Annotated in this window: 16 protein-coding genes and 1 tRNA gene; 10 read left to right on the top strand and 7 right to left on the bottom strand. The window is 48.8% G+C overall.

Annotated features, from left to right (window positions below; all coding sequences use genetic code 11):
* The 3 genes from B3A20_RS06985 to pheS all read left to right on the top strand — a co-directional run.
* Positions 1–439: glycoside hydrolase family 3 protein (locus tag B3A20_RS06985; RefSeq protein ID WP_290763114.1), on the top strand; the 439-nt coding region annotated here is incomplete at its 5' end.
* A gap of 77 nt (positions 440–516) precedes the next feature.
* A complete protein-coding gene (locus B3A20_RS06980; RefSeq protein ID WP_290763112.1) occupies positions 517–804 on the top strand; it encodes an ArsR/SmtB family transcription factor in 288 nt (95 codons plus the stop codon).
* Positions 805–934: 130 nt separating this feature from the next.
* Complete coding sequence (gene pheS / locus B3A20_RS06975) at positions 935–1,957, top strand: phenylalanine--tRNA ligase subunit alpha (RefSeq protein ID WP_073443178.1); 1,023 nt, start codon at positions 935–937, stop codon at positions 1,955–1,957.
* Positions 1,958–2,070: 113 nt separating this feature from the next.
* Here pheS and B3A20_RS06970 read toward each other — a convergent pair whose 3' ends face one another.
* The gene (locus B3A20_RS06970; RefSeq protein ID WP_290763110.1) at positions 2,071–4,218 is read right to left on the bottom strand and encodes a glycoside hydrolase family 9 protein; all 2,148 of its coding nucleotides are present in this window, start codon (positions 4,216–4,218) and stop codon (positions 2,071–2,073) included.
* Positions 4,219–4,705: 487 nt separating this feature from the next.
* On the opposite strand from B3A20_RS06970, the gene B3A20_RS06965 reads away from it, so the two are divergent.
* The gene (locus tag B3A20_RS06965; protein ID WP_014546686.1) at positions 4,706–5,647 is read left to right on the top strand and encodes an aldolase catalytic domain-containing protein; all 942 of its coding nucleotides are present in this window, start codon (positions 4,706–4,708) and stop codon (positions 5,645–5,647) included.
* A gap of 150 nt (positions 5,648–5,797) precedes the next feature.
* Here the strand turns inward: B3A20_RS06965 and B3A20_RS06960 are convergent, their stop codons facing one another.
* Both B3A20_RS06960 and B3A20_RS06955 read right to left on the bottom strand, forming a co-directional pair.
* Positions 5,798–6,631 carry an aldo/keto reductase gene (locus B3A20_RS06960; RefSeq protein ID WP_290763107.1) on the bottom strand — a complete coding sequence of 278 codons (834 nt, stop codon included), beginning with the start codon at positions 6,629–6,631 and terminating at the stop codon, positions 5,798–5,800.
* Between the two features lie 372 nt (positions 6,632–7,003).
* A complete protein-coding gene (locus tag B3A20_RS06955) occupies positions 7,004–7,933 on the bottom strand; it encodes a cation diffusion facilitator family transporter (RefSeq protein WP_290763105.1) in 930 nt (309 codons plus the stop codon).
* Positions 7,934–8,026: 93 nt separating this feature from the next.
* Between B3A20_RS06955 and B3A20_RS06950 the strand changes: the two genes are divergently transcribed.
* Positions 8,027–9,316 (top strand): efflux RND transporter periplasmic adaptor subunit, encoded by a 1,290-nt coding sequence (locus B3A20_RS06950; protein ID WP_290763103.1) that lies wholly within the window; start codon positions 8,027–8,029, stop codon positions 9,314–9,316.
* Between the two features lie 131 nt (positions 9,317–9,447).
* Here the strand turns inward: B3A20_RS06950 and B3A20_RS06945 are convergent, their stop codons facing one another.
* The gene (locus tag B3A20_RS06945) at positions 9,448–10,302 is read right to left on the bottom strand and encodes a prepilin peptidase (RefSeq protein ID WP_290763100.1); all 855 of its coding nucleotides are present in this window, start codon (positions 10,300–10,302) and stop codon (positions 9,448–9,450) included.
* Between the two features lie 71 nt (positions 10,303–10,373).
* On the opposite strand from B3A20_RS06945, the gene B3A20_RS06940 reads away from it, so the two are divergent.
* The 3 genes from B3A20_RS06940 (at position 10,374) to B3A20_RS06930 (ending at position 11,622) form a co-directional block, all read left to right on the top strand.
* Positions 10,374–10,832, top strand: a complete 459-nt coding sequence (locus B3A20_RS06940; RefSeq protein WP_290763098.1) for a DUF6941 family protein — start codon at positions 10,374–10,376, stop codon at positions 10,830–10,832.
* A gap of 84 nt (positions 10,833–10,916) precedes the next feature.
* Positions 10,917–11,462, top strand: coding sequence for a hypothetical protein (locus B3A20_RS06935; protein ID WP_290763096.1), 546 nt, complete (start codon positions 10,917–10,919; stop codon positions 11,460–11,462).
* 86 nt (positions 11,463–11,548) lie between these two features.
* Positions 11,549–11,622: transfer RNA gene (locus B3A20_RS06930), tRNA-Val, on the top strand.
* An 86-nt stretch (positions 11,623–11,708) separates the two neighbouring features.
* On the opposite strand, the gene B3A20_RS06925 is transcribed toward B3A20_RS06930, so the two are convergent.
* The 3 genes from B3A20_RS06925 to B3A20_RS06915 form a co-directional block, all read right to left on the bottom strand.
* Complete coding sequence (locus B3A20_RS06925; protein WP_290763094.1) at positions 11,709–12,749, bottom strand: hypothetical protein; 1,041 nt, start codon at positions 12,747–12,749, stop codon at positions 11,709–11,711.
* A gap of 299 nt (positions 12,750–13,048) precedes the next feature.
* Entirely contained in the window at positions 13,049–14,680 is a 1,632-nt protein-coding gene (locus tag B3A20_RS06920) for an SLC13 family permease (RefSeq protein ID WP_290763093.1), read from the bottom strand.
* Positions 14,681–14,726: 46 nt separating this feature from the next.
* Positions 14,727–19,358, bottom strand: coding sequence for a T9SS type A sorting domain-containing protein (locus B3A20_RS06915; RefSeq protein WP_290763091.1), 4,632 nt, complete (start codon positions 19,356–19,358; stop codon positions 14,727–14,729).
* Positions 19,359–19,576: 218 nt separating this feature from the next.
* On the opposite strand from B3A20_RS06915, the gene B3A20_RS06910 reads away from it, so the two are divergent.
* A complete protein-coding gene (locus tag B3A20_RS06910; RefSeq protein WP_290763090.1) occupies positions 19,577–20,410 on the top strand; it encodes a hypothetical protein in 834 nt (277 codons plus the stop codon).
* Between the two features lie 151 nt (positions 20,411–20,561).
* Positions 20,562–21,332 carry a transporter gene (locus B3A20_RS06905; protein WP_290763088.1) on the top strand — a complete coding sequence of 257 codons (771 nt, stop codon included), beginning with the start codon at positions 20,562–20,564 and terminating at the stop codon, positions 21,330–21,332.
* Positions 21,333–21,494 lie beyond the last annotated feature (162 nt).

Here is a 21,494-nt window from a genome sequence, read left to right as displayed (position 1 = left end):
CGCCACCGCCGAAGAAGCAAAGACCATCGTCTATGTTATCGGTGAAGTTCCGTACGCCGAATGGTTCGGCGACTACCGCGGCGATGATTTCAACAACAAAATCATCACCAAGAAAGCAAGAACCGACATGTCATTCAACAGCACCGATAGAGACATCGCGCAAATTAAGGAATGGCAAAAGGCAGGCCACAAAGTGACCGTCGTGCTCATCACCGGTCGCCCGCTCCCCATCACCTCGCTCATCAACGCCGCCGATGCATTTGTCGTCGCATGGCTCCCCGGCAGCGAAGGGTCAGGTGTTGCAGACGTGCTCTTTGGCAAAGTCAAGCCCACTGGCAAGCTCCCGCACACTTGGCCCAAAGACGCAGGACAAATCCCGATCAACGTTGGCGACGGGAAAAAGGGACTGTACCCGTACGGCTTTGGGCTGACGTATTAAGCGTTGAGCCCAGCCACCAACAAACATAAGAAAAAATTTTCATCTCGTTATATAGAAAAATTTCTATATTTATATATATGAATAAAATTGACTACACAAAAATTGCAAAACAACTTAAGGTCCTGGCAGAACCAAAACGCCTTAAAATCATCAACCTGCTATCTAACGGAGATATGTGCGCCACCGACATTCTAAAGGAGTTTCGAGTGTCGCAGCCAACACTTTCGCACGACATGAAGGCACTTGTCGATGGTAAATTCGTAATAGCGGACCGCATTGGTCAAAAAACGCTCTACAGTCTAAATCCGGACACGATTTTCGATCTTCAGGCAACGCTCGGCGATATCTGCAACGAAGATTTGTAAAGATCCTCGCCTTCGCGAAGATGACAAGCCATAGGCGCGATCTCATACTTGCACCTATTCCCCCGTATTTGCACTTTTTTTGCTTGAGCACGTGCAATGAGTCCGCTATTTTTCTAAATTTCGCCGTACTATGAGTGAAGCTATTAACAATGTCAAGCAGGCCTTTGATGCAGAACTTGCACAAACGGACCTCACCAATCAAGAAGCGGTCAATAATCTCCGCGTAAAGTACCTCGGCAAGAAGGGCGCCGTTACCGACCTCATGAAACAGATGGGCTCCTTGAGCGCCGAAGAACGCCCCGCTTACGGCAAGCTCGTGAACGAACTGAAGGTTGCCGTTTCCGAAGCTATCGACAAGGCTATCGAAACTGCGAACGAAGCCGCTCTCCAGAAGAAGCTCGCTAGCGGCGCTGTCGATATCACGCTCCCGGGCGCTGGCATCGCTGCCGGTTCTACGCACCCGCTGTACGACGTTCGCGAAGAAATCATCGACTTCTTTGCGCAGATGGGTTTTGATGTGGACTTCGGTCGTGACATCGAAACGGATTGGTACAACTTTGAAGCGCTCAACACTCCGCCTGACCATCCGAGCCGCGACATGCAGGACACGTTCTACGTCGATAACAAGGTCATGCTCCGCACGCATACATCGGGCACCCAGATTCACTACATGGAAACGCACAAACCGCCTTTCCGCATGATTGCTCCGGGCCACGTGTTCCGCGTCGATAACGATGCGACCCACGCTCCGATGTTCCAGCAGTGCGAAGGTCTTGTCGTTGACGAAAACATTAGCTTTGCCGACCTCAAGGGTGTGCTCCAGGTGTTCATGAACAAACTCTTTGGCGCAGGCGTCAAGACTCGCTTCCGTCCGAGTTTCTTCCCGTTCACGGAACCGTCCGCAGAAATGGACGTGAGCTGCGTGTTCTGCGGTGGCAAGGGCTGCCGTCGTTGCAAGGGCACGGGCTGGATGGAAATCGGCGGTTGCGGTTCTGTGGACCCGAACGTGTTCAAGAACTGCGGCATCGATGCTGAAAAGTTCACCGGCTTTGCATTCGGTTTCGGTCTTGACCGTATCGCCATGCTCCGCCACGAAATCCCGGAAATCGGTCTCCTCACGGCAAACGACCAACGCTTCCTCAGCCAGTTCTAAGGATTGCGCAGGTGGCGATTTTCGCCAAAAGTTTAAAAAGCGAACCTTGCGGTTCGCTTTTTTTTGCATTTATAAAAGCCGATGCCGGACCAAAGTCCGGCACCTACAGTGCATTACTTTACAACAAACTTCTTGGCGGAGAAGCCCTGAATTTGCACAAGATAAAGTCCGCTCTTGAACGCCCCCACATCAAGCGATTCGTTCATACTTTGAACGGTCTTTTGCATTAGCACATTGCCACGCACATCGAGAATCTTAACGGCACCGCCAACCGCAAAACGCGGCAATTTCAGCGCAAGAGTCTTGCCGACAAGCGACACGCTGAACCTCGCCATAGCCACAGACTTCGGCAATGCAGAACGAGACTGTTCCACTTTCTTCGAAACTTCGTCATAGCGTTCAACAAGAGCCATCAAGTACCAAGTGCTGTGCGGAAGCCACTGTTCGTCCCAGCGCCACACCTGCCAAGATTCCTTCATGGAATCAAAGCCCACTGCAGCAACACCATCATCCGTCCAGGCAATACCCGAGCCGTCCTGATTCTTGCCGGTAATGCCGTTTGCAATACCGCCCTCAAGCGTCGCATCGTATTTCGACTGACCATCATACTCTTGCGGATTCTTCGTTCCCTTGCCGTACATCATGCAAGTGGCATACGGATTCTTGCCCAAAATCCAGTCGAGCTGATCGGTTGCGTATTTCTGAACGCTATCGGCAACTTCGCCATCCAAAGCACGAACGGCATACGTTGCTGCAGCAGCAAGGCCTGCAATACGGGCATCTTCACCCTGCCACCAATAATTGCTTTCATTATCATGCGGGATAAAGAAGCCATCCTTGATAGAACCTTGAGTCTTGTAAGTCTGGCGAGCGTATCCAAACGGATTGTCTACCTTATTCGTAACAGAAATTAGCCATTTGGAATGCTTTTCAATTGCCACACCAACATCCGTCAAAAGTCTATTGCCGCATTCGCACCCAATGCAAGTTGGGCAAAACCACACATCGACTTCATCAAATTTATTTTCTTTTAAATAACCAATAGATGCTTCAATTTCGGCATAGCGGACAAGTGCAATCAGCGGAAGACCAGCATCGCTCGCATGCCAGAACGGACGCTTTTTATCATCATCGCTCCAGAAATAGCCATCATCGCTCAAACGGTCTTCAAGATGTTCAGCACGTTTGCGCGCATCCGCCAAATATTCACTATTTTTCGTCACCGCATAAAGTTCCGTCGCCGCCAAAAGCGCCGTGTAATCGTCAATGATGTTTTCTTTACCATCGTCGCAGTAGGCACACGATTTGCCGATTCCCTGTTTTTCGGACAAATGCTTATATGCCTTTTCAGCCGCCGAGAGGTACTCTTCCGAAGTGTAATCGCCTTTCAGCTTAAGCCTTGCTGCACTTGCGAGAGCTGCAATCGCCATGCCACCGCCTTCACGGAAGGCCGTTTGGTAATCCGCACTCTTGTCACCATCCTGACCGCTGAACGCACAAATTTCACGCTTGCCATAAGGCGATCCCCAGTTATCAAAGACCGTCATGTAGAAATAACCTTCTTCAGCAAGCATGCGCACTAAGAAATCCGCACCGTAAGCGGCCTCATCAGCCGTTTTTGCCTTGGTCGATGTCGAGGCAAGCAACGTCGGGATGCGTTCTGCAGCAAAGGCAAGCGACCAAACCGTCAGGGGAATCTGCTGCGGATTCAAGTAGTTTGCATAAGACAAATGCGAAAGGTATTTGCTCACGTCACCACTCGCATCGTACCAGCCGCCATGAACATCGACCTTTTTATCGGACTTGTAAACCGACATACTCTTGTCCCATCCTTCAACAGTCGGGTTATTCGCACGATCATTGTAAAAATAATCGAGCACTGTCGCAAGCGTATTTTTCGCAAGCGCGTTTTCAGCAACGGTAAATTCACCCGAATTTTGTGGCTGCCCATTCTCAGAAACCAGGAGCGTGTACTTGCCCGCCATAAGGCCCGTCAAATCCGCCACATAAAACTTGCCATTAGAGAGCCAATTATCCGGATTCGACCCCACCGAAAGCTTACCCGTCTTGACAGCAGCTCCGCTAGACATCACGCTAAACTCGGCACCATCCACAAGATTATCGCTCTTGACAATCACGGAAATAGGCCGACCGACATCGTAACCGACCTGATTATAATAAAACTTGGTATCAGCAGAAGCTGCGCCCGCGCCCAAAAGAACCGCGGCAGAAAAAATCGGGGAAAGCTTATTTATATGCATGCGCTAAATATAAATTCACGAAGCTTTTGGGAAAAGTAAAATAAACCTCATGAATCCTGTTGATTCTCGCTACTATTTAACGCATAATAAGCGTAGAATATAAGATTAACCAACAAAAGTCCAATCGAGAAGCCTTCCAAAGTGACTTGAAACTGCAATTTATTTGGCTTGTTTTATAGCAACAGCATCAGGACAAGAATGCTTTCCAGCACATTCGCACCACTAAATTACAAGCCCCAAAACCATTCAGTCAAAATTCAACGCAAAATTTACGTTAAATAGCAGGTATTTTTCAGTCATCACAAAAAATTTATTGACCATCCAAATTTCAAAAACTATGTTTGCGATGTAATTGAAAAACGACTGGATTCTTCGCGATTTCATCGCTCAGAACGACGTCTGAGACAACAACCTCAACCAACGACGATTACGATTTTCGAAACAAGCAATCATCTTTCGTCTCTCGTCTTTCGTCTAGGATCTAACCATGTACTACGAAACCATTAAAGTTCTTGACTGCACCATCCGCGATGGCGGTCTCGTCAACAAGCACGATTTTTCTCTTGAATTCGTGCGTAGATTGTACACCCTTCTCACTGCAGCCGGCGTAGACTACATGGAAATGGGTTACAAGAACTCCCCAGAACTCTTCGACCCGAAGGAATACGGTCCGTGGAAGTTCTGCGATGACGATTTGCTCTGGAAGGTCAAGGACGGCATCGATTCCAAGATGAAGATGGCCGTGATGGCTGACGTGGGCCGCGTCAACATGGATGCCGTGAAGCCCGCTTCCGAAAGTCCGTACCAGATGTTCCGCGTGGCAAGCTACGTCAAGAACATCGACAAGGGCATCAGCATGGTGAATGCCTTCCACGACATGGGCTATGAAACGACGCTCAACATCATGGCCGTGAGCCGCGACCGCGGTCCGGAACTTGACGAAGCCCTCCACCAGGTCAACGAAGAATGCAAGGCCGACGTGCTTTACCTCGTCGACAGCTTCGGCGCATTCTACCAGGAAGACATCGACAAGGAACTTGCCCGCTACAAAGGCATCGTGAAGAACAAGAAGTTCGGCTTCCACGGTCACAACAACCAGCAGCTCGCCTTCTCCAACACGATCCAGGCTATCATCAACCACGTCGACTACCTCGATGGCTCCGTGTCCGGCATGGGCCGCGGCGCAGGCAACTGCACCACGGAACTCCTCCTCGGCTTCCTCAAGAATCCGAAGTACGACCTCCGCCCGGTTCTCGACGCCATCCAGGAACTCTTCTTGCCGTTGCAGAGCAAATACGAATGGGGTTACATCATCCCGCAGATGATCACGGGTATGCTCAACCGCCATCCGCAAGATGCCATCGCCGTCCGCAAGACCGAAGAAAAGGACATGTATCGCAAGTTCTACGAACACATGATCAATGACTAAGGTTCGACAAATTTACCGACCTCAACTTGGTGAAAAAAGTCAAAAATCCCGCTCATTAGAGCGGGACCTTTTTGCATTTCAAGATTTAACAGGATCCTTCGGCAAGCCTCAGGATGACGAGATGAAGCACGTTCAGGATGACAAGTAGGTTTACAGTCCATCAATTTCCAAAAGCGCAGCCATGTCGTTCGAATTGATTTCGAAATCGAGCTTCGCGTTCTGACGGATGCGTTCTTCGTGTACGGATTTCGGGAGCGGCAAAAGCCCGAGCTGCAACACAAAGCGGCTTGCAAGCTGCGGCACCGAAACGTGGTACTTTTCCGCCATCGCACAGACTTCGGGCACTTTCAATAGGCGCCCTGTCGCATTCGGCGAATACGCTTCCACCAAGATTCCAGCCTGTTCGCAGAAGTCAATCAAATCCGTCGGCACATGTCCAATATGAACGCGAATCTGGTTCACTGCAGGCATCACGCGGGTTCCCGCCAGCAAATTGTTCAAGTCGTCAATTTCAAAATTAGAGACGCCAATCGCACGGATTTTACCCGCTTCGTATGCTTCTTCTAGCGCATTCCAGACATCCACATTTTCACGGTAATAATGGTTTCCGTTAGGGACGCCCATTTCGGCCCACGGACGCGGAGCATGAATGAGCATCATGTCGATATGGCATGCATCCAAGCGATCCATCGATTCCTGGATACAGCGTACCGTATCAGCATAATTCTTGACTTCGGCAGGGATTTTCGTCGTGATAAAAATACTTTCACGGTGAATTCCAGTCGATTTTAGCGCCGCCTTGAGCCCAGCACCGACTCCCGCCTCATTTTCGTAGGCGATTGCGGTATCAATATGGCGATAGCCCGCATCAATAGCGGTCGCAACAGCGGTTGCCGCCACGTCATTTGGGGTTTGCCATGTGCCCAAAGCAATTTTCGGGATTCGCTGCCCATTATTCAACTTGTAAAATTCGTCAAGTACCATAATCCAACCTCAAAACTTGTTCTAAACTAATATAAATAGAATCGTGAAGTTTGCGAGGCTGTTTCGCAATTACGCTAATACCACATTGGAATATTTACTGGTGTGAAAAGTGATATGGGCTTACGCCCAAAGCCTTTTTAATTTAAAATGAACTTCATGCGGGCGGGGCCCCAGCTCAGAGTTGCGAAGGCCGCACGGGCCCCTCCCTGCACCCTCCCCATCCTTGGCCGACGCTTTATTCTCTCGACGAACATTTATACATTCATTTAAAAACAATACAACGCAATAACCATAGTTACTTGAAATGTTTACGTAGAAACTTCTAGTAACTACCAACTATTAACTAGTAACTGTGCCGAAGGCACTAAATAACTACTTCTCAATCGTCTTGATTTCGCCCTGGGCAGCGCGATTGGCGTTGTAGGGGTCAATGTGCACGAGCGCATCGACGACGTTTTCATTCGAGTCGATAAGCCGCTGTTCCACCTCTTCGGCGACGTCATGGGCATCTTTCAGAGTCATCCGGTCATCGACCACAATATGCACGTCCACATGCAGGTCACTCCCGACGTAGCGGGAACGGAGCCCATGCAAACTGATGACTTTTGGGTGCGAAAGTGCCAAATTGCGCAATTTTCCAAGAACATCCGGGTCTGCACCGCGATCCACAAGCTGTCGAAGCCCCGGAGCCGCAATTTCAATCGCCGAATGCATAATGAAAAACGCAACAACCAACGCACCGACGGAGTCCGCAAACCAAAGCTGCGGGAGCAAAATGGCAAAAACGACCGCCACAAGCACAGGAATCGAACTAAAGGAGTCACTGCGGTGGTGCCAAGCGTTCGCCTCGAGCACCTGGCTTCGGATTTTTCGCCCGGCATTTCGCGTATAGCGGAAGAGGATTTCCTTTATCACAATGGAGGCAAAAGCCATCACAGCAACAGACGTTTCCGGGTGTGAAGCCTCGCCCGCCAAAAGCGCAAGGACAGCCTTATACCCAATGCCAACGCCCACGGCAGCAACGGCAAGGCCAATGCCAATCGTAATGAGCGTTTCGAATCGGCGGTGCCCGTAAGGGTGCTCGGCATCCGGTGGCGAGTTCCAAAAGTGGCTACCGACAATCACGGCGACATCAGTCACAAAATCAGACGCACTGTGGATAGCATCAGCAACGAGCGCCTGGGAATTCCCCACTACGCCCACAACAAACTTGGCAACGGAAAGCGCGGCGTTCCAGCCAAGCCCCACCCAAGTCACTTTGCGGACTTCAGAACTATCGTCTTTTTTGCGTACGCGAGTCATGACCATTAAGCTAGAAAATTTGCAACCCAACGTGCATCTAAATCATCAAAATAGCTGTAATAAAAAATCAATGTTACTATTTTTCTAATGCTTATGAAAAAACTCTTGAAAATCATCGTCGTTATCGCCGTTTTGGCAGGGGTTGCCCTCGGCGTCAAGTCATTCTTCTTTAACGGAGATGCCACAAGCCAGGCAGGCGCCCTCATCAGCACCAAGGTGGTGACAGACACCATCAAGACTACAATTTCGGCTACGGGTTCGTTAGAGCCGGTGGACCAGGTGGAAGTCGGTACACAGGTTTCTGGCGATATCGCCAAGATTAACGTTGATTTCAATTCCAAGGTCAAGAAAGGCCAAGTCATTGCCGAACTCGACAAGTCCAAGTTGCAATCGACTTTAAAGCAGACGACGATTTCGTACAAGAGTGCCGAAAACGACTTGAATTACAAACAAAGCACGTACGACCGCATCAAGAGGCTCGCCGAAAGCAAGAGCGCAAGTGCAGTCGAACTGGAGCAGGCTGAATACAACTTAAATGCAGCCAAGCTCTCTTTGGAACAGCGCAAGAACGAAGTGGCTCAGGCTCGCTTGAACTTGAGTTACGCGACCATCAAGAGCCCGATTGACGGCGTTGTACTGAAACGCGCAGTAGATGTCGGACAGACCGTAGCCGCCTCCATGAGCACGCCGACATTGTTCGTGATTGCAAAAGACTTGAGCCAGATGAAAGTTATGGCGGCAGTAGACGAAGCGGACATCGGACAAGTAAAGCAAGGCCAGCGCGTAACATTTACGGTGGACGCTTTCCAGAACGACATTTTCAACGGCACCGTGCAAGAAGTCCGTCTGAATCCGACTACAACAAGCAATGTGGTGACTTACACCGTCGTGATTACCGCCGAGAATCCGGAACAGAAGCTATTGCCGGGCATGACCGCCACCTGCACCATCGTCACTCAAGAAATTACGGACGCCGTTACGATCCCGGTCAAGGCGCTCAAGTTTATGCCCGCCGCAGGAACTCCGATGGTTGATCCGAAGGATATGCCTCGCCCACCGCGCAAGACCGCCGAAGCTAGCGACAACTTCCCGCCCCCGCCTCCAGGCATGGGACCGGGTGGTGCTCCAAGCACAGGCGCCAAGAAAAAACACAAGAAGCCCAAGCTTGAAGGCGACCACGTATGGATTAACATCAACGGCAAGGCAGCTCCGCGTCGCGTGAAGATAGGTCTTAGCGATGGCGTGAACGTCCAGATTCTCAAGGGCCTGAGCGTTGGAGATTCCGTGGTTACGAGTCAGGAAGTTCTTTCGGCAAAGGGTTCAAGCGAATCAAGCGCTAAAAGCCCGTTCATGCCGCAGAGGCCCGGGAAAAAGAAGAAGTAGACGCGGCGCAGCCGCCGCAGTTAATAGTTACTAGATACTAGTTAGTAGTAAATCTTGAAATAAAATTCTCTAGTAACTACTAACTCAGAACTACTAACTCAGAACTAGTAACTCAGAACTAGTAACTTAACCTATTCCCCTAGCACAAACTTAAAATAAGCATCCACAAGCGCTGAGCCCCAGAGGTAAATAATCGGGGCAGCAATGGCGAGGAACGGTCCGAAAGGAATTTGCCCGACATCCTCGCTATTCTTGTTTTTGGCCGCCTTTTTTGCGGCAAGCATCCCATACGGGACCATAATCACAATGCCAAGCAAAGCGGCTACCAAAAGTGTTTCGACAGCGCCAGTGAGGCCCATAAGCGCTCCGTAACCCGCCAAGAGCTTGACATCGCCAAAACCCATAGCGTCTTTCTTGAGCACTTTTGTAGCAATCCAGCCGAGCAGATAAAGTCCGCCCCCCGCAACAACGGCACCAATCACACTCTGGAGAGGCGTCACGCCCCCCGGCACAAGCGAAATCAAGAGGCCCGCGACAATTCCACCGACCGAGATGGAATCAGGAATCAACTTGTACTTACAATCGACCGCACAAACGGGGTAAGCCCCAAGCAAAAGCCAGAACATCGCAGCCGCATCGGCCCAGACCTCAGGCGACAAGACCGGTCGCGCAAAGTCAGTTCCGAAGCCTGCCGCCGCATAAAGGGCAAGCGCCCCCAAGAGGCCGCATAGGCTCTCCCCTATCGGGTAAATCACGCTAATCGGCTGTTTGCAGCATGCGCTTTTGCCACGCAGCCAAAGCCAGCCCACAATCGGCAAATTGTAGCGGATCGGGATTCTCTTTTTGCAAAGTGGACAGTGCGAAGGCGGATTGATCAGGGAAATTCCGCGCGGCATACGGTAAACAATGACATTATAGAAGCTCCCGACGCAGGCGCCGAGGCAAAAAAATACGATTAGCCAGTACCAAAGTGGAATTTCTTGCATAAAATCCTCGTCTTTTTCGGAATATAATTATAATTTAGTTAAACATTTATCAAATACTTGGAGACCCCATAATGAATATTGAAATTGCTGCTATCTGTGACGCCGCCACCGCTAATGATGTGGGCGGCCGCATGAATATCCTTGGTGCCTTTGACCGCATTTTCGCAAAGTTTCCGCTTGTGATTCCGCAGTGTTCCGCCGCTTTCCGCTTGCGCTACCAGCGCGCCGAAGCAGGCTCGCACCAGTTGAGCCTCTCGATTGAAGATGTTGTTGGACACCCGATTGTACCACCGATGCAGTCCGAAATTGAGCTCCAGCCGGTTGCACAAGGTTTCGACACTGCCGCAGTCAACATGATTTTGAACATGCAACGTTTGCAGTTCGCACGCCCAGACAAATACATTGTACGCCTCATCGCCGACAACGAAGAACTCGCAGCACTCCCACTGTACGTGCTTGAAGATCCGCGCCTTGCCCAGCAGAAGCAGCCGCCTCAGGCCGACGAAAACGGTGTCGACGGAAGAGCTTAGCGAAGTGGTTAGTATTACTTCTAAAATGCGCCGGGCATCAGCGCCCGGCGTTTTTTCTATTTTAAAAACATGAAGTTCGCCTTTTTGAAACGTTGTTTCGCAAAAATCGCAAATCCAGCAAGTTCGGCTCGACTAGCAGCTAGATTCGCCGGGATTGCAGGCATCACCGCAAGTTTCATCGCCTGTAGCAATATCAACGACAGCTGGGAAGTCAAGGGCGGCGGGTTTCTCAAGTACAGCATCAACGATGGTGAAGAAATCACGCAGGAGCTCGGCAGGGACGATGTCGAAATTCCCTATATCAGAAACCGCCACCATTACCTGCAAATTCGAATCCCGATGGAACGAAGCGAACGCAAAGACCAAATGAGTATCATGGTCAGCGACCCAAAACTAGGCCTAAATAACGTCGTATCCGACTACACATGGATTCAGGTCCAAGGTACCCCCAAGGCATTCATTACTGGCAAAGACAACTACATCACTATTGACCAGAAAGACAACACGAAATGGACCGCAACCTTAAACCTGCATTTTACGGACTGCAGGCATGGAATGTGCGATGAGAGCCTCCCTCCTATCCTATTTAAAGGCCGATTGCACTACTGGATTGCAGAAGAAGACCAATAGCGGCAAGTTCCCGTATTTTTTTCATTTTTATTGCCCTCCACCCTTGACAGGCGCTCAATCTTTTTCTAATATTGGGCTACCTTAATGGTCGATTAGCTCAGTTGGTTAGAGCGCTACCTTGACATGGTAGAGGTCACAGATTCGAGTTCTGTATCGACCACTGAAAAAATCCTCGCTGAAAAGCGAGGATTTTTTTTGCTACACGAAAGTTGTAGAGAAACGCCCGCAGAGCGGGCTATTCCTTAATTATTTCCAGTTTTCATCGTAGTCTTCGCCGTAGCGTTCGACTCTCAGCATACCAACGAGCGTTACGTTTGTGACGTGGTTGACCAAATCACTCGGCGTTACAAACATGGCCTGCTGTTCTCTTGCAATCTTCATCATTTCCGAGAAGGACACGCGGTCGCCCTTAAAGAACGTTGCCAAGGCAGAGATAACATCCTTAATGGCTTCAATGATGTCGATAACCGTGGAAAATTGCTCTGGAGTCATTGTCGGAATCTTGTCGGAGATTTTAGACAAAAGAAGCTTCTTCAAATCGGCCAAGATTTCTTCTTTAGAACGGAGCTTCTTCGGAGCCACGGACTTTCTAAGCTTGAAGTTCTTCTTGCATTCTTCTTCATGCGTTTCGACGTAATTGGCATACATATCGAAAAGCGTGACCGACTTAGACTTTGACTTGCGGCCGATAAGAGGATGGTCCTTAAAGCCAACGTCAGCATCCTTGAGTTTGAGCTTGAGTGCCGGATTTTTCTTGGAAGCATCCAGATAGCACTGGTAAACATAAGAAGAGCACACCATCGTATGCTTGCCAGGCGTTTTTTCCTTTTCAATAATCGTCTTAAGTTCTGCGGCTACCAAGCACAAGAATTCTACAACAACGCGAGAGAGAAGCTGATTTGTCACCTGATGCTTGAAGATAAGGATCAAGCCCAAAAGAATCAAGTCGGAATACGGATACGGAAGGTCCTGAAGCACATAATCCTTGGCAATCGGCACAACAGGCTCAACACCATATTTGCGAGCCTTATTATGACGCATCACATAAGCTTCACGAGCATTAGAATTGTCCTTCATCCGGCGAGCATGGATGCCATCACCACCCGCTTCAGCAAGGACATTATCCTGTTTCTGTACAAAGATCGCACCATGCGAAACGTCGGACCCCGTAAATTTCATGATAAGTTTACTAATATCATCATCCGGGTCTCCCTTAAACGCCAAGATATCGCCCGGGAGCAGGTCATTTACTGAGATTTTTCCAGCTTTTTTCAATTTTGTTGCCATTTTACATTTCCTTTTGTTTAAGTTGTATAATAATTTACTTACAACAACATTACAATGCAATAACCCATTTGGGCTATTTTTATAGAAATGATGATAACACCTTATCCAAAACAACTATTTTCGTGAACAACTTTTTACAAACAGACGTTATATACAAAAAAAAGACCTGAATTTAATCCAGGTCCTTAAATCAAAATTTTTAGGAGAAGCAAGCAGGACAAGGCCGCAGGACCGAAGCTGTACAAGTCGTACAGCGAGAGTCCGAGAACGCGGTAATGCGCCGCTTATCATAAAAATTATTACTTAGCGATAGCGCTATCGACAACAACCTTAGCGGCGGAGTCAGCCGGAATGGCGACAGCAGCGCTATCGGCAACTGGAGCGGCAGCCGGTTCGGCGATCGTTTCAACCGGAGCAGCAACTTCGGCAGGCTTTGCATAAACAGGTGCAGCAGCAGCCGGAGCAGTAGCAGCAGCAGGAGCGGCAACTTCAGCCGGATCTTCGAAGAAGTTCACCTTGGAAAGACCAAACATCATGATCCAGGAGAGAACGAGACCGCCGATACCCATCACGATACCCGTGATAGCCATGCCGCGCGTATCCGTGTAACCCGTTGCGTGGGCAAGAGCGTTAGGCGGCGTAGAAATCGGGAGGCACATGCCGAGGGAGCTTGCGAAAGCTACAGCGACCATCAAGGAGGTCACGCCACCGAGCGGAGCGAGGTTGTCCTTGCAGCTTACAGCCACGACGATGAAAATCGGGACGAGCAAGCTAGCCGTAGAGGTATGGCTCATAAAGTTTGCCATGAAGAGGCAGATGAAGCCGCAACCGACCATGAGGACGATCGGAGACCAGGTATTGAACGGAATAGCGTTGATGAGGTCCTTTGCAAGGCCAGTCTGCTGCAAACCGAGACCGAGAGCAAAACCACCAGCGACGAGCCAAAGAACGTCCCAGCTCATTTCGTTGAGGTCCTTCTTGGTAATCACACCCGTCAAAGCAAACACAGCCATCGGGATCATTGCAATCACGTTGTCATTGAGGCCATGAACATTCTTACCGGTCACCCACAAAAGTACGCACACAGCAAAGGTAATGTAAACGATGATAGCGCGCGGGCTCTTGTCAAAACCTTCTGCACCTTCGATATCGAGGTTCATTTGCTTCATCTTGATCGGATAGAGCTTGAGGAGCAAGAGCCAAGCAAGAATCATCATAATAATCACATACGGGACACCGAATTCCATCCACTGGCCAAACGAGATGTTGAAACCGCTGGACTGGAGAGCACCAAGGGCAATGGCGTTAGGAGGCGTACCGATCGGAGTACCCATGCCACCGATGTTAGCACCGAGCGGGATGGCAAGAGCAAAAGCAGCTTTACCGCGGTCATTTTCATCAAAGAGCTTGAGCACCGGGCCGAGGATGGCGAGCATCATAGCGGCAGTAGCGGTGTTGCTCATGAACATGGAGAACACGGCGGTGATGATCATGAGGCCAAGGAGCACCCACTTCGGGTCCTTGCCGAACGGCTTCAAGAGCACGCGGGCAAGGTTCTTGTCCATGTTGTACTTGCAAGCGGCAGAAGCAAGGAAGAAGCCGCCCAAGAAGAGCATGATAATCGGGTTCGCAAACGTGGCCATGATGTCCTTGAACTTGAGCGGTTCAACACCTTCCACGCGGAACGGGATAAGCGCCGAGTTCGAAAGCGTGAGAATCATCAACACAATCACGAACATGGACGTAGACCAGATCGGGAACGGTTGGAGGATCCAGAAAAGGGCAGCCATCACAAAGATTGCGATGACGCGAATTTCGAGAGTGTTCAACGCGTGGTCACCAACGAAGCCGAGGGCTTCGTACGGGACGAAGAGGGCAGCGATGGCGAGCACCGATGCAATAATGAGTTTGATGAATTTTGCTTTTGTCATAACGAGCGCAAATTTAGTAATTAAACTTGCGTTCGGCTAGACTGATTTATCGGACCATAACGCGGGTGACGGCACTCTGGCTGCCAACCTTGAGGCGGACGAAGTAGACCCCCTGTTTGGGCTTTTTCATGGAGATGGCGTTAGAGCCTTCGCGAGCGATAGCCCTGTTCGTAGCAACGATTCGACCATCGACACCCACAACGCTCACCTTCACATTCATGCCAGCGAGCTTGGAGGCCGCATCAAAACCGACGTTCAAGACGTTCGGAGTCTGGTTCACACGGAATCTCGAGAGCATATTCTTTGCGATAGCCGTCAAAACAGCGCTCTTGGTCACACGCACAGAAATGTTTTTAGCCTTCGATGAGAGCCTGACATCCACCGGACTTTCCTTCGCAACCTCGACCGTATTGCCATCCACGGTCGCATAGACGCGCATGCCCTTTGCCCAGACACTTTCGAGGCCATCAAAGCTCAAATGCCCATCACGAGAGGTCGAGGCGCTCACTTCGAGATTCCATTCGAGGTCATCAGCATTCTTTTTTACACTCTTGACGAGACGCTTTTTGCCTTCGACAATGGAGAGGTTCACGCGGTCACCCATGCCTGCAGGCGGTTCGCCCAAAGACGAGGCCGTGCCGACAGCAAGCTCGTTCCAAGAATCGCGCTTGCCATTATCGTCAGCCAAGACGACACGGAGATTCCAGTTTTCAGAAGCAGAACTCTTGTTCAAAGACTTCTTTTCGCCTTCGAGAACAATAGCAGCCTTCAGCGGAATTCGGTACGTCATAGCCTTTTCTGTATGGACCCAGATTGCCTCATAAGGTCCAAGCGTATCCGCTTCCACGTAAGTGCTAGCTTCAGAATCCCACTTGCAGAACTGAAGTCCCTTTTCTTTCGGCAAGGACACATACCAGCCAAACGGATTTGCCACGAGATTCCAGCCAGAATACTTGTTTTCAAGACGCCAGACGACTTCGTCCTTCATGTCAGGCGTTTCAAGGCTCATCACCAGCGGTTCGTTATCAATCGGGCCATACCAGTAACCGCGAGTGGAATCGAACTTGTCGTTCACGCTGAACTTGCGATACTGCCAGAATTCGCCAACCGGATTCAATTCATCCCACCAGTAGACAGAAGCCGTAGCATCCAAGCCATTCGCCTGCGCACAGATATCTTCCATTTCATGGTAGAAATGATCATCGTCAGGAGCGGCGCCACGCTTGACTTGTGCCTTCATCTCTTCACACTGTTCTGCCGCCCAGTTCTGTTGCTGGCGGGCAAAACGAGCATCCAATTCAGACATACAATCACCGCCCTTGTCGCGGCAGAAAGCGTACAGAGAAAGCGTCTGCCAGGCTTGCGGCGTGAATGTCTTTTCTTTTTCCGTGATGAACTTTTTATCATAGCTGACAGAATCTTTACCGTCCGTAAGCGTAAAGGTCACGGTGTATTCGCCGGCAGGAGCAGGATCTAGGCGCCACGTGCCATTCTTAACGTCACCCACCGTTTTTCCATCAACCACCGTATCGAGGTAAGTACCAGCATCAGACTTCACAACAATGTGGTAATCAACATTTTCAAGCTTGTCTGCAATAGTGTCACCCAACGTCATGCGGAGCGCACTGCCATCCTGTCTCGCAGTAGGTTCAGCAAGTTCATAGATGTAGTTATAGTTGCTAGAGCCACCCTTGCTAGAGCTCGATTCGTCTTTGGCGGAACTACTGGAGCTGTATTTGTCATTGCCGGCACTGCTGCTAGACATTTCTCCGTTCGAAGAAGAAGACTTTCCTTTTTCGGACGACGAGGAGTTTTCATTACCGCTAGAAGAAGACGCGCCATTCGAAGACGATGATGTTGCATCTGAAGAAGAGGATGTTCCGTTAGACGACGAGGAAGTGCCATTACTGCTAGAAGACTCTCCATAACTTGAACTGGAATCACCATCGTTTGCAGAGCTCGATGACAAGCCATCGGACGAAGAAGTCACATTCGAAGAAGAGGATGTTCCATCGGACGAAGAAGATGTTGCATTACTGCTAGAAGACTCTTCGTAACTAGAGCTAGAATCACCATTGTTTGCAGAGCTCGATGACAAGCCATCGGACGAAGAAGTCACATCGCTGCTAGAAGAACCTTCATAGCTTGAAGAGCTTCCATTATTCGAGCTAGAACTGCCCGCCACCACAGGATTTATAAGGGTCGGCAAATCGTTTTCATACGCCCAAACCTGATTTTCGGGATCCGTCCATACACTGTTCAAGAAATCTGCAAAATCTTGAGATTGCATGTAAATCGATATAGCATAACCATTATTGGTGGAACCATTCGGTCCATCTTGCAAGCCACCACCGCCATTGCGAACATTGTGCTTTGCTACAAACTTATTGAATCCATTTTCGTTAAAAAACACGATATCGGTAAATGCGCCATAATTTTCGAAATAACCGACAGCACCAACATTATCAGCACCATAATGATAGTTCGATGTCAAAACCGGCTTGTTGCCCAGCCCGTCGCCATGCATATAACCAAAAAGATAGCCCGCATGTCCCTTTCCTCTATTAAACTTATCAGCAATCGTCCCTATATAATAGTTGTTTTTTACAACAACTTCCTCTGAACCATGAAAATCTGCTTCGCCAACGAGCCCACCCACATAAAAATTCTTTTTCGGAGGAGTATTAAAACCAAGAGTTCCACTAAACGAACCTTCAACAGAGCTGCGAGCAATCAATTCAGGTGTACGGCAAATTCCACAAATACCACCTATCGATGAAGACGTGTTTTCAGAAGGCACGGCCTCCCCGCTATACGAAACAACCGATCCACCACGGAAATCGACATGGACATCTTCAAAATCAATTTTGGGTTCCCCAGATAATACTAGAGGATATTTGCCTATAATACCTCCTATACGAGACGTAATACCGTCATCTACAACATAAATAGAGCTTTTATAAGCTAAATCAGACAATCGAACTTTTTTTATTTCATTGTTGTATTTGCTGACTGCACCAAAAACGCCACCCACAATCACAGAATCGGCATCAGTCACACCAGCTGCCCTCTTGGCGGCGTAGGTTAACGAGACTTCCGATTCATTCCCAGCAGTGCTATTATTTTCAAGCGATACAATAGCATCCCCAACAAGGCCGCCCATCATAGCGGACGCGCGAGCATACGACATCTCAGCATCAACGGAATTGCCACCTTGAAGTATAATTCTCCCGGACGCTTTAGAATTTTTAAGCGTTAAGTACAGGTCTTCGCGATTTCCAGAATTATTCACATTTTCGCATGCGGCAAACCCGGCAATTCCACCCACGAAATATTGAAAGGCTCCATCGTAAGGCAAATATTCATCAATTTTTAATTCATTTACTTTTGCATCCGTAATTTTCAGGATACCGCCATTACAAAGATCGGCATTTCCGATAACACCTCCGAAATACATCGGCTTTGCAACTGTAGCGTCATCAACTAGCGCCATGCTTTGTGCTATATTCAGCCCAGTCACTGCAACTTTGTCCACCTCGAGGCCATAAACCTCCGACGCGTATATTTCATACCTCTTGGTAGCACCAAACACACCGCCCATAGCGACACCGCCAGAAACAACAAGCTTAGAATCGTCGCCAGTTGCTCCATGAATTTGGATGTTTTGAACTACTGAATTTTTTGGGGTAATACCACCGAATACTTGATTCGTTGGAGCATAAACATAGTGACCGACAAGACCTCCCAAAACGGATTGATCTACAGCCACTTTATTTTCTACCTGAACAGCGATGTCGACATCTTTGATATCCGTATAGAAAGCCACACCGGCGAGGCCGCCCAGAGACACTTTGTACGGACTAAAAACAACTGAATTTACACCGCTAATTTTTTTTCCGGCATAGTCTTGAGTAATTTGACTTTCGTTCAAGATCTTGACAACAGCATTATCCGCCGTTTTTACGTCCGAAATTGTCGAATTTGCAATAAACCCGGCAAGGCCACCAGCAAGAGGAGCTTGAATAAAAATTTTCTTTAAAGTCACATTGGTCACCTTGCTGTTCCAAATTTCAGCAGCAAACGCGCCCGCAGCCCAGTAATCGGAACCATTAGCCGATGCAGCATTTCCTTCCGTATATTTATCAACAATAAAATTAACGTTCGTAATATTCAAATCATTTATTTCTTTTCCATCTACAACACCAAAAAAGCCTGCGTATGTGTTCATTGTACCATTGAATACTCGACAAATGTTTGAAATGGTATGATTCTGTCCATTAAATGTCGCACCGACGAAAGGCAAAAAATTATGGTTTTCCGAGCATTTTCCTTCTTCATCAAGAACCTGGCCAAAGTTAATATCAGTGGCAAGATTAAGCACAGTCGATTGCTTCTGATCCGTTTCTGCATCTTTCAACACCCATTTCTTGGAGGTCACCGTTGCTGCATAGAACGCAGTGCGAACCTTATACTCAGACGTTATCCCATGAGAAAAGACACAATCTCCACGATCATTATCTTTTTTTCCGATTTCACAACTGAATTTATATTGTCCCACATAAAGCTGGTCGTTTCTATAGTAGAGATTCAAATATTGTTTAGGGGCAACACCCTGAGCCCAAACGGACACCGGGAGGATTAGGCTAGCAGCAAGCAGTAAACGGATTATGTAATTCATATACGCCCTTTAAATTCCTTTTGGCAAAGCAAGTAGCAACGCCTCTTACATGTAAAAATAATTTTTAAAACGACTTTGGCAACTGCCATTGTAAGCAAAAAACATCAATTGTGACCATTAGCACGGAAATGAAAATTTGCTTACAAATATTTAATTGCCTTGGGTCTATTGGTTTACTAAATTAGGGGTTACCATCAAGGTGTTTCATAGGAGTTATAATGTTCAAAAAGATTCTTCTTCTCACGGCTGCAATTGTCACATCCAGCTTTGCAACATGGGATTATTTTGGCTTGCTCCAGAATAATCAGGGCTCTGTAAAAGCAGGACTCTACTACGATACAGACGATGACTGGTCCCAAATGGGCCTCAAGGTCGGTGCCCGCATGAACGTCACCCCGCAATTTGAGCTTTCTTTACAGGGTTTTGGATATCAGTTCTGGGGCGAAACGGATTGCGACGCATGCTCCGAAGGTGGCAGTGGGCTTCGCGACTTGGTTATCGGCGCACGTTACGCATTGGATCCGGAACTTTATTTTTTCCTTGACTTCAACCTCCCCATCGGTAAGGACAAGGCCAAGGGCGTCGGGACAACGGCCCCGAGTTCCAACGAGATGTTCATCTACGCAGGCGCCCAGCACCACAGCGACATCAGCGCCATCAAGGGGGCGGCCTATGGTACTGAAGCAGGGCTTTTCTGGGGCTTTGAGCACAACAAGCTCGAAAGAGGCCTGGAACTTCGCCTTGGCGGTGAATTTGATTTCACGCTCCCGTCCGCACCGGTGACGCTCCTGGTCGGCGGCCAGTTCTGGCTCCGCCTTTTCAAATCAGAATTTGACAACGGTCAAAAGGACGTTGACCTGCACGACGACTGGTCAAACCAGTTCAAGTTCTGGGTAGGTGCAAACTTCGCCATCAACCAGCAAATTTCGCTCAACGGTCAGATTATCGCCCGCAGCCAGGATTTGAAGAAAAAGGCAAAGGATAACAACGTCCAAATCGGCATGGAAGGCGACGCCCTCGGCTTTACAGTGGATATGGAATTCAAGTTCTAAAAAGAACTTGCGGGTGACTGCAATCACAGCAAAAATTGACGAGTCGCAATTTGCGGCTCGTTTTTTTATTTTTTGCGTTAGACGAAAGCGATGTAACTTTTATGTAATATTTATGTATATTACTAATAAATCTTTACAAGGAGACTACATTATGTTAAAAAAAGCAATCGTAGGCACAGCCCTTCTTGCATCGGCCAGTTTCGCTACATTTAGCAACTTCCCAGTCCCAGCACCGATGAGCGGTGAAGCAAAAATCGTCGGCGACTTCATTATCCATGATAAGTGGAAGGGACTTGACCTCAGTGCAAAAGCACGTTTTGTTCCAACCCAGAACTTGGAACTTTACTTGAAACTTCCGTTCAGACCGATTAGCCGTTACGACGGTAATAATGACCACAATACAGGCATGGAAAACCTGACTTTCGGTGCACGCTACCAGATTATCCCCACTGTAGCCGCATTCCTCGACGTAACGTTCCCGACCGGCAAGGATAAAATCTCTGATGACGGTTTCGGATTCTACTTCGGTGGTCAGTACTCCCAAGACTTTGGCGGAGTCGCCCTTGGAACGGAAGCAGGCCTTTCCATTACGACCGAAGGCGATGACCGTAAGAAAGGACCGATGAGCTTGATTCTCAATGCAGAATTGGATCCGAACGTTTCCCAGGTCGTTTCCCCGTACTTCGGCATCACCTTTGACATTTTGCTTAATGACGAAAAGACAAGAGGCAAAAAATCTGCCGAAACAAGTGGCGATGTCGGCGTTGCTCCGTACGTAGGTGCGAACTTCAAAGTGAACCCGATGCTCTCTTTTGATGCCTGCGTGACACTGGGCCTTGGTGATGATGACTACCTCATCTATACGAGTGGCAACACTAAGATGACAGTCACCATAGAAGGTTCTGTCAACGTAGCCTTTTAACTGAAATCTTTATCCATCTATAAAAAGTCCCGGCATGGCCGGGACTTTTGCGTTTCAAGATTTGATGAGATGTAGATGCCCGACAGTCATCCCGGACTTGTTCCGGGACGGGCATGACAAGTGCTAAGGAACTGCGCGCGAAGCGCAACTTCCTACGGTCTA

This window comes from Fibrobacter sp. UBA4297, from assembly GCF_002394865.1.
Classification (GTDB): Bacteria; Fibrobacterota; Fibrobacteria; order Fibrobacterales; family Fibrobacteraceae; genus Fibrobacter.
The sequence above is the reverse complement of the archived record's forward strand: the minus strand, read 5'-3'. Positions and strand labels throughout refer to the sequence as shown.

What these genes read in the sequence shown, in the direction of transcription:
- B3A20_RS06980 (WP_290763112.1), top strand. Translation starts at nt 517, where the DNA reads ATGAATAAAATTGACTACACAAAAATTGCAAAACAACTTAAGGTCCTG.
- pheS (WP_073443178.1), top strand. Translation starts at nt 935, where the DNA reads ATGAGTGAAGCTATTAACAATGTCAAGCAGGCCTTTGATGCAGAACTT.
- B3A20_RS06970 (WP_290763110.1), bottom strand. Translation starts at nt 4,218, where the DNA reads ATGCATATAAATAAGCTTTCCCCGATTTTTTCTGCCGCGGTTCTTTTG.
- B3A20_RS06965 (WP_014546686.1), top strand. Translation starts at nt 4,706, where the DNA reads ATGTACTACGAAACCATTAAAGTTCTTGACTGCACCATCCGCGATGGC.
- B3A20_RS06960 (WP_290763107.1), bottom strand. Translation starts at nt 6,631, where the DNA reads ATGGTACTTGACGAATTTTACAAGTTGAATAATGGGCAGCGAATCCCG.
- B3A20_RS06955 (WP_290763105.1), bottom strand. Translation starts at nt 7,933, where the DNA reads ATGACTCGCGTACGCAAAAAAGACGATAGTTCTGAAGTCCGCAAAGTG.
- B3A20_RS06950 (WP_290763103.1), top strand. Translation starts at nt 8,027, where the DNA reads ATGAAAAAACTCTTGAAAATCATCGTCGTTATCGCCGTTTTGGCAGGG.
- B3A20_RS06945 (WP_290763100.1), bottom strand. Translation starts at nt 10,302, where the DNA reads ATGCAAGAAATTCCACTTTGGTACTGGCTAATCGTATTTTTTTGCCTC.
- B3A20_RS06940 (WP_290763098.1), top strand. Translation starts at nt 10,374, where the DNA reads ATGAATATTGAAATTGCTGCTATCTGTGACGCCGCCACCGCTAATGAT.
- B3A20_RS06925 (WP_290763094.1), bottom strand. Translation starts at nt 12,749, where the DNA reads ATGGCAACAAAATTGAAAAAAGCTGGAAAAATCTCAGTAAATGACCTG.
- B3A20_RS06920 (WP_290763093.1), bottom strand. Translation starts at nt 14,680, where the DNA reads ATGACAAAAGCAAAATTCATCAAACTCATTATTGCATCGGTGCTCGCC.
- B3A20_RS06915 (WP_290763091.1), bottom strand. Translation starts at nt 19,358, where the DNA reads ATGAATTACATAATCCGTTTACTGCTTGCTGCTAGCCTAATCCTCCCG.
- B3A20_RS06910 (WP_290763090.1), top strand. Translation starts at nt 19,577, where the DNA reads ATGTTCAAAAAGATTCTTCTTCTCACGGCTGCAATTGTCACATCCAGC.
- B3A20_RS06905 (WP_290763088.1), top strand. Translation starts at nt 20,562, where the DNA reads ATGTTAAAAAAAGCAATCGTAGGCACAGCCCTTCTTGCATCGGCCAGT.